Below are 15,353 nucleotides of genomic sequence, written 5' to 3'. Positions count from 1 at the left end.
CCGGTAGATCGTCCCGTTGTGCAGGACGAGTTCGGCGAGCGTCGGTACGCCGCCTTCGTCGAGCACCCTCAGCGGGTCCTCGTCGGAGAGGATCGGCAGCAGCGGAGGGAAGAAGCGGACGTTCTCCGCGAAGAGCTCGTGGGCCGAAGTGATCCAGCGCTCCCCGAACCAGGTTCGCGGGCGCACTCCCTGGTTCCGCAGTTCGGGCGGCCGTACGTCCGTGGCCTGCTGGAACAGCGGTGGCCTGGACTCCCGCAGCAGTTCCTTGCCGAACAGGAAGGGCGCGTTCGCTCCGAGCGCGATCTGCACCCCGGCGACCGCCTGCGCCGCGTTCCACACGTCCGGAAAGCGCGCGGGGGTCACCTGGAGGTGCAACTGCACGGAGGTGCACGCCGATTCGGGGGCGATCGACGGGGAGGTGCACACGAGATGCTCCACGCCCTCGATGTCGATCGCGAAATCCTCGCCCCGCGCGGCGACCATCTCATCATTGAGAAGGGTGTAGCGGTCCACGTCCGAGAGGTTCCCGAAGACCAGGTCGTCCGGTCCCAGCGTGGGAAGAATTCCGATCATGACAATGCCGGCGTCGACCTCGGCGGCCTTCCGGTGGGCATATGCCAGCCCCGTGCGCAGCTCCTCCGCGAGTTGATCGAAAACCCGCCCGCTCAGCCGGTGCGGAACGATATTCACCTCAAGGTTGAACATCCCGAGTTCCGTCTGGAAATCCCGGCTGGCGATCCGCTGGAGCACCTCGGCATTCATCATCCGGGGCGTGCCGTCCGCGGCCGCGAGATTCAGTTCGATCTCCAGCCCCATGAAATTTCGGGGACGGTCGAACCTCCGCTCCTCCAGCAGCCTCTCCAGTCCTTCCAGACACCGGGCCAGCTTGCGCCGGTACGCCGGACGGTCGGACAGGTCAAAGGCGTGCGCCACGACCTTCTCCCCCATCGAAGAGTCCCTCCATCAGTGGCGGCCCGCGGCCAGGCCGCCCGCATCTCGATCGATAATGCCCCGCAGAAGTGATCCATAACGCCTGCGGAAGCGTCCGGCACCGGATAGGCTGGGGCCGCTCGGTCATCAGGCACATTCCGCAGGCATGAGGTGGGCGACTCATTCACTCTCGCCTTCCCTTCGTCCAGGTGGCGGAAACACCGATCTTTTTGAGCCGACCGCGAAATATGTAAGCTCGCTGGCAGAGGCCCGGGCACGCGTCGCGAATCACCAGAAACCCCGCATTTCAAAGACGCAAATCGGCCTTGCGCGTCATATGACCGACAGCTAGTGGAAACACCGGGCGAACACTTGTCATATAAACTCAGCTGACGAGGCCGATAGTCGATGCGTCCAGCCGTCGACCGGCCTCCTTCTGACGTCCCGCACGCCGACAGCGCCGTCTGCACCCACCCACGCATCACCGTGTCTCCGAAGCGAGAGGCGACCCACCATGCCGCTGCATGTTCCCCCGGCCCCCGCGCCCGCGCTGCGCAGCGTTCTCACAGCACTCGGTTCTCCCACCGCGGTCCGCGAGGCCCGCACTCCCGCTCTGCGTTCCGTCCAGGGACCGCTGAGCCCCGAACTCCCCTTGCCCGTACACGTTCTGGACCGGGCGACCACCGACCTGCCCGCACCCGCGACCCGTCTCGCCGGCTGGCGTTTCCTGATCCGCGCCGAGTCGGGAATCGTCGCCGCGGCCGACACCGTCCTCACCGCGGACGGCTGGGCCTTCTCGCACTTCTTCGAGGGGCCGTATCTCGGGTCGACCGAACGTGCCCTGAGACAGGCCGAGTCGACGGCCACGCTCCACCAGCCGCGACTGCTCTCCGTACCCGAGCTCTACATGCTCACGCTCTGGCTGCACGGTGACACGGGGGCCGACCCCGCATCCGGCGCGGTCGCGCCCAACGACATCCTCGTTCCCCTCGCACCCGCGCCGACCGGGATCGCCGCCCACCGGCCCTACCGGGCCGCGGATCTGCTCCCGGTACTCTCCCTGCGCATCGCGCCCCGGCCCGGCCCTCTCGTCGGCTCGGCCTGACCCGCCGCGGCGACAACGTTCCTCCGGCCCGTCCCCGCTCCACGCGGGGACGGGCCTTCGTACATCCGCCCGTTCGGCGCACACCCCGCCGAAACGCGGCCCATGGCCCACTCGGACTACCCCGGACCCCCCGAAAAGGCGGGAGCGGCGTGGTGAGCCCTCCGCGCGGGTGACACCACGGCGGAGCGTGAAGCGAGCTGAGGCGAAATCCCTGCGGAACGCGGCGCGTGGCGCAACACTGAGACCGACCGGCCCGTACGGGAAGGCCGTTCGGCACTCACCCGCACCCCGCACCCACCACTCGACACAGCGAAAGAACCCTCATGTGCCAGCATCAACCCCCCTGCCCCACCGCCGAATCAGCAGCCCGGGAGGCCGCCCGGCTCGTGGCGCACCACCCGGAGCAGGGCTGGAGCCTGCTCTGCAACGGCGTCCTGCTCTTCGAGGACACCGGCGAACTGCTCCCGGACGGCCAGATCATCGCCCCCCACCGCCCGCTGGCCACCGGCCGGGTGGTGAAGGCCGCCTGAGCGGGCTGCCCGAGAGCCGGCAGCCCGAGAACGCGCGGGACCCGGCGGTACGGACAGGGGCCGGCCCGGAGAGATCTCCGAACCGGCCCCGACGCATGTCCGCGGGCTCGGTGCGCCCGCGCTGCGACCGTCAGTGGTCGTAGGCGTCCAGCGGCGGGCAGGAGCAGACCAGGTTGCGGTCGCCGAAGGCACCGTCGATCCGGCGCACCGGCGGCCAGTACTTGTCCGCGGCCGAGACACCGGCCGGGAAGACCGCGACCTCACGGCTGTAGGAGTGGTTCCACTCCCCGCCGAGCGCGTTCGCGGTGTGCGGAGCGTTGGCGAGCGGGTTGTCGTCCGCGCTCCACTCCCCCGAGGCCACCTTCTCGATCTCGCCGCGGATCGCGATCATCGCGTCGCAGAACCGGTCGATCTCGGCGAGGTCCTCGCTCTCGGTCGGCTCGATCATCAGGGTGCCCGCGACCGGGAAGGACATGGTCGGCGAGTGGAAGCCGTAGTCGATCAGCCGCTTGGCGACGTCGTCGATGCTGACGCCCGTCTCCTTCGAGATCGACCGGAGGTCCACGATGCACTCGTGCGCGACCAGGCCGGCCGGGCCGGTGTACAGGATCGGGAAGTGCGGCTCCAGCCGCTTGGCGATGTAGTTCGCCGCGAGTACGGCCACCTGCGTGGCACGCTTCAGACCCTCGCCGCCCATCAGCCGGACGTACGCCCAGGAGATCGGCAGGATGCCGGCCGAGCCCCAGGGAGCGGCCGAGATGGGGCCCACGCCCGTCTCCGGACCCGCGAGGGGCTGGAGCGGGTGGTTGGGCAGGTACGGCGCGAGGTGCGCGCGCACGCCCACCGGGCCGACGCCGGGGCCGCCGCCGCCGTGCGGGATGCAGAAGGTCTTGTGCAGGTTCAGGTGCGAGACGTCGCCGCCGAACTTGCCGGGCCGCGCGAGGCCGACCAGGGCGTTGAGGTTGGCTCCGTCGACGTAGACCTGGCCGCCCGCGTCGTGCACCTCGCCGCAGATGGCGGCGACGTGCTCCTCGAAGACACCGTGCGTGGACGGGTACGTGATCATGAGCACGGCGAGCTCGTCGCGGTGCTTCTCGATCTTGGCGCGCAGGTCGTCTATGTCGACCTCGCCGTCGTCGGCGGTCTTCACCACGACGACCTTCATCCCGGCCATCACGGCGCTCGCCGCGTTGGTGCCGTGGGCTGAGGACGGGATGAGGCAGACGGTGCGCTGGTCGTCGCCGTTGGCGCGGTGGTAGGCGCGGACCGCCAGCAGCCCCGCGAACTCGCCCTGCGAACCGGCGTTGGGCTGGATCGACACCGCGTCGTAGCCGGTGACCTCGGCGAGGCGCTCCTCCAGCTCACGGATGAGGGTGAGGAAGCCCTCCGCCTGCTCGGCGGGGGCGAACGGGTGCAGCGCGCCGAACTCGGGCCAGGTGATCGGCTCCATCTCGGTGGTCGCGTTCAGCTTCATGGTGCAGGAGCCGAGCGGGATCATGCCGCGGTCGAGCGCGTAGTCGCGGTCGGCGAGCCGCCGCAGGTAGCGCAGCATCGCCGTCTCCGAGCGGTGCTGGTGGAAGACCGGGTGCGTCAGGTAGTCGTCGGTGCGCAGCGCCTGCTCGGAGAGCGCGTCGGCGGCGGTGCCGTCCAGCGCCTCGACGTCGCCCCGCGCGCCGAAGGCGGCCCAGACGGACTCGAGGTGGGCGCGGGTGGTCGTCTCGTCGCAGGCGACGGAGACCAGGTCGGCGTCGACCAGCCGCAGGTTGACCCCGCGCTCGCGGGCGTCGGCGACGATCCCGGCGGCCTTGCCGGGCACGCGGACGGTCAGCGTGTCGAAGAAGGAGTCGTGCACGACCTCGGCGCCGGCGGCCCGCAGGCCCTCGGCGAGGATCGCCGCGTAACGGTGGGTGCGCCGGGCGATCGTCCGCAGGCCGTCGGGGCCGTGGTAGACGGCGTACATGCCGGCCATCACGGCGAGCAGGACCTGCGCGGTGCAGATGTTGCTGGTGGCCTTCTCGCGGCGGATGTGCTGCTCGCGGGTCTGGAGTGCCAGGCGGTACGCCTTGTCGCCGTCCGCGTCCACCGAGACGCCGACCAGGCGGCCGGGGAGCGAGCGGGCGAACTGCTCGCGCACGGCCATGAAACCGGCGTGCGGCCCGCCGAAGCCCATCGGCACGCCGAAGCGCTGGGTCGTGCCGACCGCGATGTCGGCGCCGAGGTCGCCGGGCGAGGTGAGCAGGGTGAGGGCCAGCAGGTCGGCGGCGACGGTGACGATCGCGCCGAGCTCGTGGGCGCGCTCGATCACGGGCCCGATGTTCCGTACGGCCCCGGAGGCACCCGGGTATTGGAGCAGCACGCCGAAGACGCCGCGCTCGGCGATCTCGGCCGGAATGCCGTCCGTGAGGTCGGCGACGACGACCTCGACACCGGTCGGCTCGGCGCGGGTCTCGATGACCGCGATCGTCTGCGGGAGGGTGTCGGCGTCGACGAGGAAGACCCCGCCCTTGACCTTGCCGACGCGCCGCGCCAGCGCCATGGCCTCGGCCGCGGCGGTGCCCTCGTCGAGCAGCGAGGCGCCGGAGGTGGGCAGGCCGGTGAGCTCGGCGACCATCGTCTGGAAGTTGAGCAGGGCCTCCAGGCGGCCCTGCGAGATCTCCGGCTGGTAAGGCGTGTACGCCGTGTACCAGGACGGGTTCTCCAGCACGTTGCGCAGGATGACCGGGGGCGTGAAGGTGCCGTAGTAGCCGAGCCCGATCATCGGGGCGAGAACCTGGTTGCGGTCGGCGAGCGTACGCAGCTCCGCCAGCACCTCGGCCTCGGTGCGTGCCGACGGGAGGTTCAGCGCCTCGGTGCTCTTGATGACGTCCGGCACCGCCGCGGCGGTGAGCTCGTCGAGCGAGCCGAACCCGACCTGCGCGAGCATCTTCGCCCGGGCCTCGTCGTCCGGCCCGATGTGGCGCTGTTCGAAGGGGATGCCCTGCTCCAGCTGGGAAAGCGGGGTGCGGCGGGGGGTCATGATGGAGGCCTCCTGGTCTGACACGACCTACGAGGGGCAGCGCGGCGCGGCTGCCCGAACGGCCTCCCCCTCTGTCATCTCGACCTGAGAGCTTCACCGGTGCGCCCGGGGGCGTACCGGCTTTCACCGTCGGTGAGGGCGGGCCGCACCGGGCACGTGCCGGGTGGGACCGCCCTGCTTTCCAGAGTGACCTCGTCCATGCGGTACGGGGGCCTGAGAGATTCCGGGGAGGATTTGCTCCTTCGGCGCCTCCGGATTCAGCACCGGAGGCTCTCCCGCACGGGGTCAGCAGCCAGGTGCCAGCCTACCAGCGGGGATCTACGCCGTTTCTTCGAGTGGCCGATATCCGGAATCTGCACTTCTGTAGTGGCTGTGGAGTAGTTGCCCGGCCATGTCTTCGAAGTGGCGTCGTTAGGCCGGAGGCCGGGCCGGGCGGCATCCGGTGCGCGCGATCGCAAGGCGGAGGATCGACCTCGTACTGGGCGTACGAGGACGATTCCGACAGCGCGGCGAGCGTGCGTGCCGGACGTCGACCGGCAGACGGCACTTCGAAGACTCGGCCCGGCCCCAGTCGTCGCGACCAGCGGGAGGCACCGTGCAGACCGACATCGATCCGCGCAGCCTGATCGGCCGCAAGGCATTCGACCGCGCAGGCATCAAGATCGGCACGGTGGACGAGGTCTACCTCGACGACGCCACCGGCGTCCCCGAGTGGGCCGCCGTCCGCACCGGCCTGTTCAGCAGGGACGCCTTCGTCCCGCTGGAACCGAGCGAGTTCGTGGAGGACACCCTGCGTGTCCCCTTCGACCGCACTCTGATCCGGGACGCGCCCGACTTCGGCGTCGGGCGTCATCTCTCGCCCGAGCAGGAATTGCAGCTGTACCGGCATTACGGACTCGATTCCTCCGCCGTGACCGATCCGGGACCGGACAAGGACTTCGGCAGGCTGGCCGGCCAGGAGGAGTAGTCCGGTGGTTCCGCCACCAGCGGCAGCGGATCGGCCGGGTGCAGTTCCGGGTCCTCCACCCGGAACGTGCGCACCCGGCCGGGCGGGTCCCCCGGCCGCTCGAACCGCACGGTGACCCTGCCGACACCGCTGCCCTGCACCCAGCCGTGTCCGTACGTCTCGTGCCGCACGTCGTGGCCCGGGGACCAGCGCCTCGCGGCGAGCCCGGCGGCCTCGTCCCCGGGCGCTCCGACGGCGTCCGCCTCCCTGCCCGGAGGCCCGGGCGGCGGGTCCGCGGCCCCGAGGCGCACCTCCGTCCCCGGCGGTGCCGGGGAGGCCGGTCCCGCCGGGGCGGCCTCCCGCTCGGCCTCCCGCTCGGCCTGCGCCGCCTGCGCGAAGAGGTCTTCCTGCGTGTAGTCCGCCAGGCCCGTGACGCCCACTCCCAGCAGCCGGACGCCTCCGGTGGTGTCCACCGCCTCCAGGAGGCGGGCGGCGGCCTCACGCACCACCCCGAGGTCGTCCGTGGGGCCGCGGAGCGTCTCGGAGCGGGTCAGGGTGGAGAAGTCGTAGCGGCGCACCTTCAGGACGACGGTGCGCCCCGAGCGTCCGGCCTTCCGCAGCCGCTCGACGCACCGGCCGGCCAGCCGTTCGACCTCCGTCCGCACCCGCGTCCGGTCGTGCAGGTCCACCTCGAAGGTGTCCTCGACCGAGACGGACTTGGCGTCGCGTTCGGCGACCACGGGCCGGTCGTCGAGGCCGAGCGCCATTCGGTGGAGCGAGACGCCGTGAGCCTTGCCCACCAGCCGTACGAGCTCGTCCTCGCCCGCCTCGGCCAGGTCGTGGACCGTGGTCATGCCGGCCCGGCGCAGATGGTCCCCGGTGGCCGGGCCGACCCCGGGCAGGGTGCGTACGGACATGGGCGCCAGCAGCTCCCGCTCGGTGCCCGGCTCGATGAGCATCAGCCCGTCCGGCTTGGCCTCCTCGGAGGCGATCTTCGCCAACATCTTGGACCCCGCCAGTCCCACCGACCCGCTGAGTCCGGTGACGGCCAGGATGGCCTCCCGCAGCCGCTCGCCGGTGGCACGGGCCGAGGCGGAGTCGTCGGCGGCACCACCGGCCTCCAGATCCACGAAGGCCTCGTCCAGGCTGAGGGGCTCCACCAGCGGGGACAACCGCCCCAGCAGTTCCATCACCTGCTCGCTGACGGCGCGGTACAGGGAGAAGCGTGGCACCAGGTAGGCGGCGTTCGGCGCGAGCCGGCGCGCCTGGGCCGTCGGCATCGCCGAGTGCACCCCGAAGCGCCGGGCCTCGTAGGAGGCGGTGGCGACGACTCCGCGTGGGCCCACGCCGCCCACCACGACCGGCTTGCCGCGCAGGCTGGGCTTGGCGGCCTGCTCGGCGGAGGCGAAGAACGCATCCATGTCGAGGTGGAGGATGGTGGGCGCGGATCTCACACCGCCGATGGTGCCCTACGCCACTGACAACGGCACCGCCCGGCAGCCGTGCGAACGGGTGCCGGGCGGTGCCGTCGTCCGTGGGTACGGCCGCCGGTGTTCAGACGGCGCGGTTGCGGCGCCGGGCCAGTTCGTCGGCGGGGTTGTGACCGACGAGCGTCTCCCCCGTGTCCACGCGCTCCCCGTGCAGCTGGGACAGGGCCGCGTCCACGTCCCGCCACACCACGCCGACGGCGATGCCGAAGACGCCCTGGCCGCCCTGGAGGAGGTTCACGACCTCGTCCGGCGAGCAGCACTCGTAGACGGTGGCGCCGTCGCTCATCAGCGTCATGCGTTCGAGGTCCTGGAATCCGCGGGCCCTCAGGTGCTGCACCGTGGTGCGAATGTTCTGAAGAGCGACGCCCGTGTCCAGGAACCGCTTCACGATCTTGAGGAGCACCACGTCCCGGAAACTGTAGAGACGCTGGGTGCCCGAGCCGTACGCCGGCCGGACGCTCGGTTCGACCAGTCCCGTGCGGGCCCAGTAGTCGAGCTGCCGGTAGGTGATCCCGGCCGCCGCGCACGCCGTCGGCCCCCGGTAGCCGATGTCGTTCGCCCCTGCGACACCTTCCGACACCGGGACGACCGGGTGAACCGGTTGCCTGATGGTGTGGTCGGCCCCACTGCCGTGCTGCGGATACGGCCCGCCCGCCGCCGCACCGTCGCCGCTGCTTCTCACGCCGACCTCCGTCCTTGACCTGCCCCCTCGAAGGTAGGCAGTCACCGGGGGTGCGTCAACGATCGCCACACTCGGCACGCCGAGTGATAATCACCCTGAGGGTGGTTTCCCGTGACGTCGGACCGGGAAGGGCTTCTCGAATGCGCGCCCGCCGGTGCACCAGGCGGTCCGACAACGCCGCGAGGTGCCGTGCCGGACACCGCCCGCCCGGCGGGAGTGGTCGGCCACGGCCCAGGGGTCACTGACTGTTGGTGCCGAAGTCCTCGGGCGAGATCTGGTCGAGGAACTCGCGGAACTTCTCGACCTCGTCCTCCTGCTCGTCCGGGATCGCGATCCCCGCGTCGTCGAGCACCCCGTCGCTGCCGTAGATCGGCGTGCCGGTGCGCAGTGCCAGCGCTATGGCGTCGGACGGCCGCGCGCTCACCTCCACGCCACTGGCGAAGACGAGCTCCGCGTAGAAGATCCCGTCCCGGATGTCCGTGATCCTGACCTCGGTGAGCTCTTGGCCGACCGCGTCGAGGACATCCTTGAAAAGGTCATGGGTCAGCGGCCTGGCAGGGGCCATCCCCTGCTGGGCGAAGGCGATGGCCGTGGCCTCGCCGGGACCGATCCAGATGGGGAGGTACCGGTCGCCTCCCACTTCACGCAGGAGAACGATCGGTTGATTGGAGGGCATTTCCACCCGGACACCGACAACGTCGAGCTCGTTCACACAGCAACCCTAGGACGTGCTCGCCATGTTTGGGTAGTCGGGCTCCGCCCAGGTCAGTGGGAACGGATGCGCAGAGCGGTCTGCACGAGCGCCGCGTGCAGCCGTACGGACAGCTCGGCAAGCTCCTGCGCGGTGGCCTCGGCACGTGCTCTGGTCTGCGGATTCCGGTGCCGGCGCAGGGGCGCGACCACCTGCTCGACCAGCCCGGCCTCCCGCTCCGCGGCGGCCCTCACGGCACGCAGATGGCGTGGTTCCAGACCGAATCGGCCGAGGTCGGAAACGAGTTTGGCGACGTTCACCGCTTCGGCGTCGTACCCGCCCTCGGGCTCGGGCACGATGAGGCCGTAGGACTCCCATTCGGCGAGCTGCCCCTCGTCCGCGCCGGTGACGGCGAGAAGCTCGGAGCGGCCGATGCGGGCCGCGGTGGGCGCCGCGGCCGCCGCGTCCCAGCAGCTGTCCGCGAGGTCCTTCTGACCCCCCGGGGAGGGCAGGGCTGCCTGCTCCCCCCGGGCCAGGGCGTCCAGATACTCCCGGATGACCTTCAGGGGGAGGTAGTGGTCCCGCTGCATGCGCAGCACCTGCGCGAGCTTCTCCACGTCCTCGGAACTGAATTTCCGGTATCCGGAAGGTGTCCGCTCCGGTTCGACGAGCCCCTCCGCCTCCAGGAAGCGGATCTTCGAGATCGTGACTTCCGGAAACTCCTCGCGGAGCTGGGCGAGCACCGCGCCGATGCTCATCGCACGCCGGTCCGCGGCGGCGGTGCCGTTTCCGGCACCGCCCTGGGATGTTCGCAGCATGGGCCTTCCCGGGGTTCCCCCGGACGGGGTGGTCCGGGGCAGGGTCACACGCTCCGCTGGCTCGCGTAGAAGACCAGCCGGTACTTGCCGATCTGGACTTCGTCACCATTGGTCAGTGCGACGGAATCGATGCGCTCGCGGTTGACGTAGGTGCCGTTCAGGCTGCCGACGTCTCCCACGGTGAAGCTACCGTCCGCACCCCTGCGGAACTCCACATGACGCCGCGACACGGTCACGTCGTCCAGGAAGATGTCGCTCTGCGGGTGCCGGCCGGCCGTCGTCAGGTCGCCGTCCAGCAGGAAGCGGCTGCCCGAGTTCGGGCCGCGGCGGACCACCAGGAGCGCGCTGCCGCCGGGCAGTGCGTCCACGGCCGCCTGCGCCTCCGGGGAGAGCGACGGCAGCATGGTCTGGCCGGTGGCCTCGGCGTCGTACGCCTCCAGTCCGGAGATGGAGATCGTGGACGTGGTCTCGGAGGCGCGCTCGGGGATTCCGCCCTTCAGGGGCGCGCCGCAGTTGGAGCAGAACCGGCTCGTCGCCGCGTTCCGGTGACCGCACCTCGTGCAGAGGGCGACACCCGAGCCCGCCGGGGCGGGGTGGAATCCGGTGCTCGGCCCGGAGTCCGAAAGACCTATGCCGGAGGCACCCGCCCGGGCTCCGGAGCCGTCGCCAGAGGCGGACAACTCGTCGCGGAAGAGAGGACGCTCGACGCCCTGCTCCTCGTCCTGGCCGTGCCGCGGCGCGCGATGGCGGGCAGCACTGTTGCTGTCCTCGCGTGCGCTCTTTCCGAACAACTTCGCAAAAAACTTCACGGGCGATTCCCCTTGACCGACATAGACCCGCCCGTGGGGCAGGACGAACCCTGACTGAACACACCTGCCGACCCGGACATTCTCACAACGTCCGTATCCACCCGACAGTTTCCACCACGCACCATGGATACGGTGCGGCGACCCCCCGTAACCCCGCACACCTGCTTGGAGTTGCGAAGAGGCTAACCCCGCCGGTGGACCCCCTACGACGACGACCGAGCGTAGTCAGGCTGCTTCGCAGGTCGCAAGGCATCCACCACAATGTCGTCGGCCCGTTCCACCACCGCGGTCGCCTGCTCCTTCTCCAGCGTCTGGACCACCCCGCCCGGGATGTTGAGCGCCGGCTCCAGATCCTGGGGCCTGCCGATCACCTCGAAGGCGTAGGGCGCCGAGACCGCGTGGCCATCGACCTTCACGGCTCCCGCGTCGCCGGAGAAGTACGTACTGGCGACCACTCGCACCCCGTTGACCTCGATGGCCTCGGCACCGGCCGCACGGAGCTCCTGGATGGCGTCCAGCAGCATGTCCGGGGCGACCGACTTGGTCGGGTCGTCGATGGTGAGCGTGATTCCCGGCCCGTGGGCCGCGACGGTACCCGCGAGGATACCCAGTTGCCGCTCCTTCTCCAGCGTCTGCTTGCGCGCCTCCTCGGCCTGGTCGGAACTGTTCTCCAGTTCCGTGCGCTGGGCGTCGAGGCGCTGCTTCTCGTCCTCCAGCCGCTGGGTCCGGTCGTCGACCTCGTCGAGGATGCGGACCAGGTCCTCCTGGCGCGCGCCGCGCAGGGCGCTGTCGTCGTTGTTGGACCGCACCTGGATCGCCAGCCCAAGCCCCAGGCCGAACAGCAGAAGCGCCACCACGAGTTGGGCCCGGGTCACGCGGGGCGGCCAGAGCCCGGCGAGCAGCCGCTGGCGTCCGCTCAGCGCGTTCCTCTCCGGGGGACGGGCGGCACTCGTCACCGGAGCCGGGCCGTCGGGGGCTCCGTCACGGGGCATCTCTTCGTCGTTCATCGGCGTCAGGCCCGGAAGACGTGCCGGCGGATGGCGGCGGCGTTGGAGAAGATGCGGATACCCAGCACGACGACCACACCCGTCGACAACTGCGCGCCCACGCCGAGCTTGTCGCCGAGGAAGACGATGAGCGCGGCCACCACGACGTTGGACAGGAACGACACGACGAACACCTTGTCGACGAAGATCCCGTCGAGCATCGCGCGCAGTCCGCCGAAGACCGCGTCGAGCGCGGCCACCACGGCGATGGGGAGGTAGGGCTCGACCACCGCCGGTACCTCGGGCCGGACGAACAGTCCGACCACGACTCCCACGACGAGGCCCAGTACGGCGATCACGATGTGCCCTTCCCTGTGTCTGCCGCAGCACTGCCGGTGTCTGCGGCCTTCGGTTCTGCTGTGCGTACGATCAGGCTCGGCGCGGCCGGGAGCCGAACCGTCTTCTGGTCGGACAGGCTGGTGCGGATGTCGAACCCGTCGTGCAGGGCCTGGAGGTACTGGCCGTCCGCACTGGACCGGAACGTCGTGGCGAGCTTCTTGCCGTCCCCCACCGCGAGCACGGTATAGGGCGGTACGAGCGGCCTGTTGTCGACAAGTATGGCGTCCCCCGCGGCGCGGATCGCCGAAAGTGCCGTCAGCCGCTGCCCGTTGATGGCGACGGCTTCGGCGCCGGACTCCCACAGGCCGTTGACGACCCGCTGCATGTCCCGGTCCCGCACCCGGCCCGTGTCCGTGAAACCGCTGGTGCCGCGCGGCCCGTCGTCGCCCTGGTCGGTCTCGTCGGCGTCGTCCACGACGAGTTTCACCCCGGGGCCCTCGACGGGGGTGGCCCCGGAAAGGAGGGCGACCAGCTCGCCCTGGGTACCGCCGTGCCGGAGGAGGGCCGCGCGCTGCCGCTCCCCGACGTCCGTGCGGAGCTTCTCCACCTCGGATTCGAGGGAGTCGGCCGCGTCGGTCTCACCGTCGATGCGGTCGATGAGTTCCTGCCGCTCCTTGGCCACGACCGGCGCGGACACCCTGGCCTGCGCGGCACCGAGGGTGACGACGAGAGCGATGAGTACGAGGCCGGCGGCGAGACCGAGCTTGGCCCGCACCTTGCTGGGCAGCCCCGCGGTCCCGTCGCTCTCGCGGCGCGCGGCGGCCTCGGCGTACCCCTCGTCCAGGCTGTGGTCCATCACGTGGGTCAGCAGCGACATGGAGGCGTCGAGGCGGGGAGGCCGAGCGGACGTACTCCGTTCGGGGGGCGGCTGCGGCATGCCGCACATCGTCGCACGTCACCCCGGCCAGCGCCGAATGGGCCTGACCACACGGCCCGGGGAGCCGCCGGTGTACGGCAGGCTCCCCGGAACCGGGTGGGGTGCGGGGGTCAGTCCCCGGCGCTGTCGACGACCGCGGCCCACTCGTCCAGGAGGAGTTGGGCGGAGGCGTCGTCGGGGCCCTCGGCCCACAGGTGGGTGACCGCCTCGGCAGGGTCCGGCAGGACCATGACCCAGCGGCCGTCCGCCTCGACGACGCGGACGCCGTCGGTGGTGTCGACGTCCCTGTCGCCGGCGGCCTCGACCACCCGGCGCATCACGAGCCCCTTGACCGCCCAGGGGGTGGCCAGGTCGCGCCGGAGCACGTGGGCGCGCGGGATGCGGTCGTCGATCTGGCTCAGGGTGAGCTGGGTGCGGGCGATCAGCCCGATGAGCCGGACGAAGGCGGCCGATCCGTCGAAGACGCTCGAGAACTCGGGGACGATGAACCCACCGCGTCCATCACCGCCGAAGATCGTGTTCTCCTCACGGCCGACCCGGGTGAGGTCGTCCGGCGAGGTAGTCGTCCACTCCACCTGAGTGCCGTGGTAGGCGGCCACCTGTTCGGCGACTCTCGTGGTCGTCACCGGCAGCGCCACCCGCCCGCTCCGCCGCTCGGCGGCCACCAGGTCGAGCATGACCAGCAGCGCACGGTCGTCCTCGATGATCCTGCCGCGCTCGTCGACGAGGGAGAGCCGCTCGCCGACCGGGTCGAACCGCACGCCGAACGCGGCGCGCGCCGACGAGACGATCTCGCCGAGCCGCACCAGTCCGGCCCGCCGCGTCTCGGCGGACTCGGTCGGCCGCGACTCGTCGAGCCCGGGGTTGATGGTGAGCGAGTCCACGCCGAGCCGTCCGAGCAGGCTGGGCAGGACGAGTCCCGCGCTGCCGTTGGAGGCGTCCACCACGACCTTCAGACCCGAATCGGCGATCCCGGTCGTGTCGACGTTGCGGAGCAGGGAGCCCGTGTACGAGTCGAAGACGCTCGACGGGAAGTGCAGGTCCCCGATCTCACCGGGGAAGGCCCTGCGGTACTCCTGGCGGGCGTAGACCCGGTCGAGTTTCCGCTGCTGGGCCTGCGAGAGGTCGGCACCACGCTCGTCGAAGAACATGATGTCGACGGAGTCGGGGACACCGGGTGACGTCCTGATCATGATGCCGCCGGCGCTGCCGCGGGCCGTCTGCTGGCGGGCCACGGGCAGCGGCACGTTCTCCAGGTCCCGTACGTCGATGGCGCTGGCCTGGAGTGCGGAGATGACCGCGCGCTTCAGTGCCCGGGCGCCTCGTGAGTGGTCCCGCGCGGTCGTGACGGTCGCCCCCTTCTTCAGGGTGGTGGCGTAGGCGCCGGCGAGACGGACCGCGAGTTCCGGGGTGATTTCGACGTTCAGGATTCCGGAGACGCCGCGGGCTCCGAAAAGATGGGCCTGTCCACGCGACTCCCAGATGACCGAGGTGTTGACGAAGGCGCCGGCCTCGATGGTCTTGAAGGGGTAGACCCGGACATTCCCCTGGATGATCGATTCTTCTCCGACGAGGCATTCGTCGCCGATCACGGCGCCGTCCTCGATGCGGGCGGCTCGCATGACATCGGTGTTCTTGCCGATCACGCAGCCGCGCAGATTGCTGTGGGAGCCGATGAACACGTTGTCGTGGACGACAGCTCTGTGCAGGAAGGCTCCGGACTTGACCACGACGTTCGACCCGATGACGGTGTGCTCCCGGATTTCGACGTCCGCCTCGATCTTGGCGTAGTCACCGATGTAGAGCGGGCCGCGCAGGACGGCGTCCGGATGGACCTCGGCGCCTTCCGCCACCCACACTCCGGGGGCGATCTCGAAGCCGTCGAGTTCGACGTCGACCTTGCGCTCCAGTACGTCGGCCTGGGCCTTCACATAGCTTTCGTGCGTGCCCACGTCCTCCCAGTAGCCCTCGGCGACATAGCCGTAGATCGGCTTGCCCTCCTTCATGAGCTGGGGGAAGACGTCGCCGGACCAGTCCACGGAGGTGTCGGCCTGTACGTAGTCGAAAACCTCGG

General features: G+C 70.5%; 13 protein-coding genes, 1 pseudogene and 1 riboswitch. Of the genes and pseudogenes, 3 read left to right on the top strand and 11 right to left on the bottom strand.

The window, feature by feature from the left end; all coding sequences use genetic code 11:
* Positions 1-948: pseudogene (locus ACWD3D_RS21405) on the bottom strand (glutamate--cysteine ligase); the annotation flags it as partial.
* 496 nt (positions 949-1,444) lie between these two features.
* On the opposite strand from ACWD3D_RS21405, the gene ACWD3D_RS21400 reads away from it, so the two are divergent.
* A complete protein-coding gene (locus tag ACWD3D_RS21400; RefSeq protein WP_451462423.1) occupies positions 1,445-2,035 on the top strand; it encodes a hypothetical protein in 591 nt (196 codons plus the stop codon).
* Between the two features lie 323 nt (positions 2,036-2,358).
* Entirely contained in the window at positions 2,359-2,565 is a 207-nt protein-coding gene (locus ACWD3D_RS21395; RefSeq protein WP_266702118.1) for a DUF5999 family protein, read from the top strand.
* Positions 2,566-2,695: 130 nt separating this feature from the next.
* On the opposite strand, the gene gcvP is transcribed toward ACWD3D_RS21395, so the two are convergent.
* Complete coding sequence (gene gcvP, locus ACWD3D_RS21390; RefSeq protein WP_451462422.1) at positions 2,696-5,581, bottom strand: aminomethyl-transferring glycine dehydrogenase; 2,886 nt, start codon at positions 5,579-5,581, stop codon at positions 2,696-2,698.
* Positions 5,582-5,772: 191 nt separating this feature from the next.
* A riboswitch (glycine riboswitch) is annotated at positions 5,773-5,869 on the bottom strand.
* Between the two features lie 307 nt (positions 5,870-6,176).
* Between gcvP and ACWD3D_RS21385 the strand changes: the two genes are divergently transcribed.
* Complete coding sequence (locus tag ACWD3D_RS21385; RefSeq protein ID WP_451462421.1) at positions 6,177-6,548, top strand: PRC-barrel domain-containing protein; 372 nt, start codon at positions 6,177-6,179, stop codon at positions 6,546-6,548.
* Here ACWD3D_RS21385 and ACWD3D_RS21380 read toward each other — a convergent pair.
* The 9 genes from ACWD3D_RS21380 to ACWD3D_RS21340 form a co-directional block, all read right to left on the bottom strand.
* Positions 6,470-7,981, bottom strand: a complete 1,512-nt coding sequence (locus ACWD3D_RS21380; RefSeq protein ID WP_451462420.1) for a DNA polymerase IV — start codon at positions 7,979-7,981, stop codon at positions 6,470-6,472. The genes ACWD3D_RS21385 and ACWD3D_RS21380 overlap by 79 nt on opposite strands.
* A 100-nt stretch (positions 7,982-8,081) precedes the next feature.
* Positions 8,082-8,699: a MerR family transcriptional regulator gene (locus ACWD3D_RS21375; protein ID WP_451462419.1), complete on the bottom strand. Its 618-nt coding sequence runs from the start codon at positions 8,697-8,699 to the stop codon at positions 8,082-8,084.
* Between the two features lie 238 nt (positions 8,700-8,937).
* Positions 8,938-9,411, bottom strand: coding sequence for a bifunctional nuclease family protein (locus tag ACWD3D_RS21370; protein WP_266702124.1), 474 nt, complete (start codon positions 9,409-9,411; stop codon positions 8,938-8,940).
* Between the two features lie 53 nt (positions 9,412-9,464).
* Positions 9,465-10,208 carry a transcriptional regulator FtsR gene (gene ftsR / locus ACWD3D_RS21365; protein ID WP_451462418.1) on the bottom strand — a complete coding sequence of 248 codons (744 nt, stop codon included), beginning with the start codon at positions 10,206-10,208 and terminating at the stop codon, positions 9,465-9,467.
* A gap of 44 nt (positions 10,209-10,252) precedes the next feature.
* Complete coding sequence (locus ACWD3D_RS21360) at positions 10,253-11,017, bottom strand: FHA domain-containing protein (RefSeq protein ID WP_451462417.1); 765 nt, start codon at positions 11,015-11,017, stop codon at positions 10,253-10,255.
* Between the two features lie 203 nt (positions 11,018-11,220).
* Positions 11,221-12,024, bottom strand: a complete 804-nt coding sequence (locus tag ACWD3D_RS21355) for a DUF881 domain-containing protein (protein ID WP_451462416.1) — start codon at positions 12,022-12,024, stop codon at positions 11,221-11,223.
* A gap of 5 nt (positions 12,025-12,029) precedes the next feature.
* Positions 12,030-12,362 (bottom strand): small basic family protein, encoded by a 333-nt coding sequence (locus ACWD3D_RS21350; protein ID WP_031069011.1) that lies wholly within the window; start codon positions 12,360-12,362, stop codon positions 12,030-12,032.
* Positions 12,359-13,279 (bottom strand): DUF881 domain-containing protein, encoded by a 921-nt coding sequence (locus tag ACWD3D_RS21345; protein ID WP_451462415.1) that lies wholly within the window; start codon positions 13,277-13,279, stop codon positions 12,359-12,361. The genes ACWD3D_RS21350 and ACWD3D_RS21345 overlap by 4 nt, the downstream gene beginning before the upstream one ends.
* Before the next feature lie 110 nt (positions 13,280-13,389).
* Positions 13,390-15,353: sugar phosphate nucleotidyltransferase (locus tag ACWD3D_RS21340; protein WP_451462414.1), on the bottom strand; the 1,964-nt coding region annotated here is incomplete at its 5' end.

Source organism: Streptomyces sp. NPDC002690 (genome assembly GCF_053592415.1).
The sequence above is the reverse complement of the archived record's forward strand: the minus strand, read 5'-3'. Positions and strand labels throughout refer to the sequence as shown.

Coding starts and splice junctions, on each gene's coding strand:
- ACWD3D_RS21400 (WP_451462423.1), top strand. CDS start 1,445: ATGCCGCTGCATGTTCCCCCGGCCCCCGCGCCCGCGCTGCGCAGCGTT.
- ACWD3D_RS21395 (WP_266702118.1), top strand. CDS start 2,359: ATGTGCCAGCATCAACCCCCCTGCCCCACCGCCGAATCAGCAGCCCGG.
- gcvP (WP_451462422.1), bottom strand. CDS start 5,581: ATGACCCCCCGCCGCACCCCGCTTTCCCAGCTGGAGCAGGGCATCCCC.
- ftsR (WP_451462418.1), bottom strand. CDS start 10,208: ATGCTGCGAACATCCCAGGGCGGTGCCGGAAACGGCACCGCCGCCGCG.
- ACWD3D_RS21355 (WP_451462416.1), bottom strand. CDS start 12,024: ATGAACGACGAAGAGATGCCCCGTGACGGAGCCCCCGACGGCCCGGCT.
- ACWD3D_RS21345 (WP_451462415.1), bottom strand. CDS start 13,279: ATGCCGCAGCCGCCCCCCGAACGGAGTACGTCCGCTCGGCCTCCCCGC.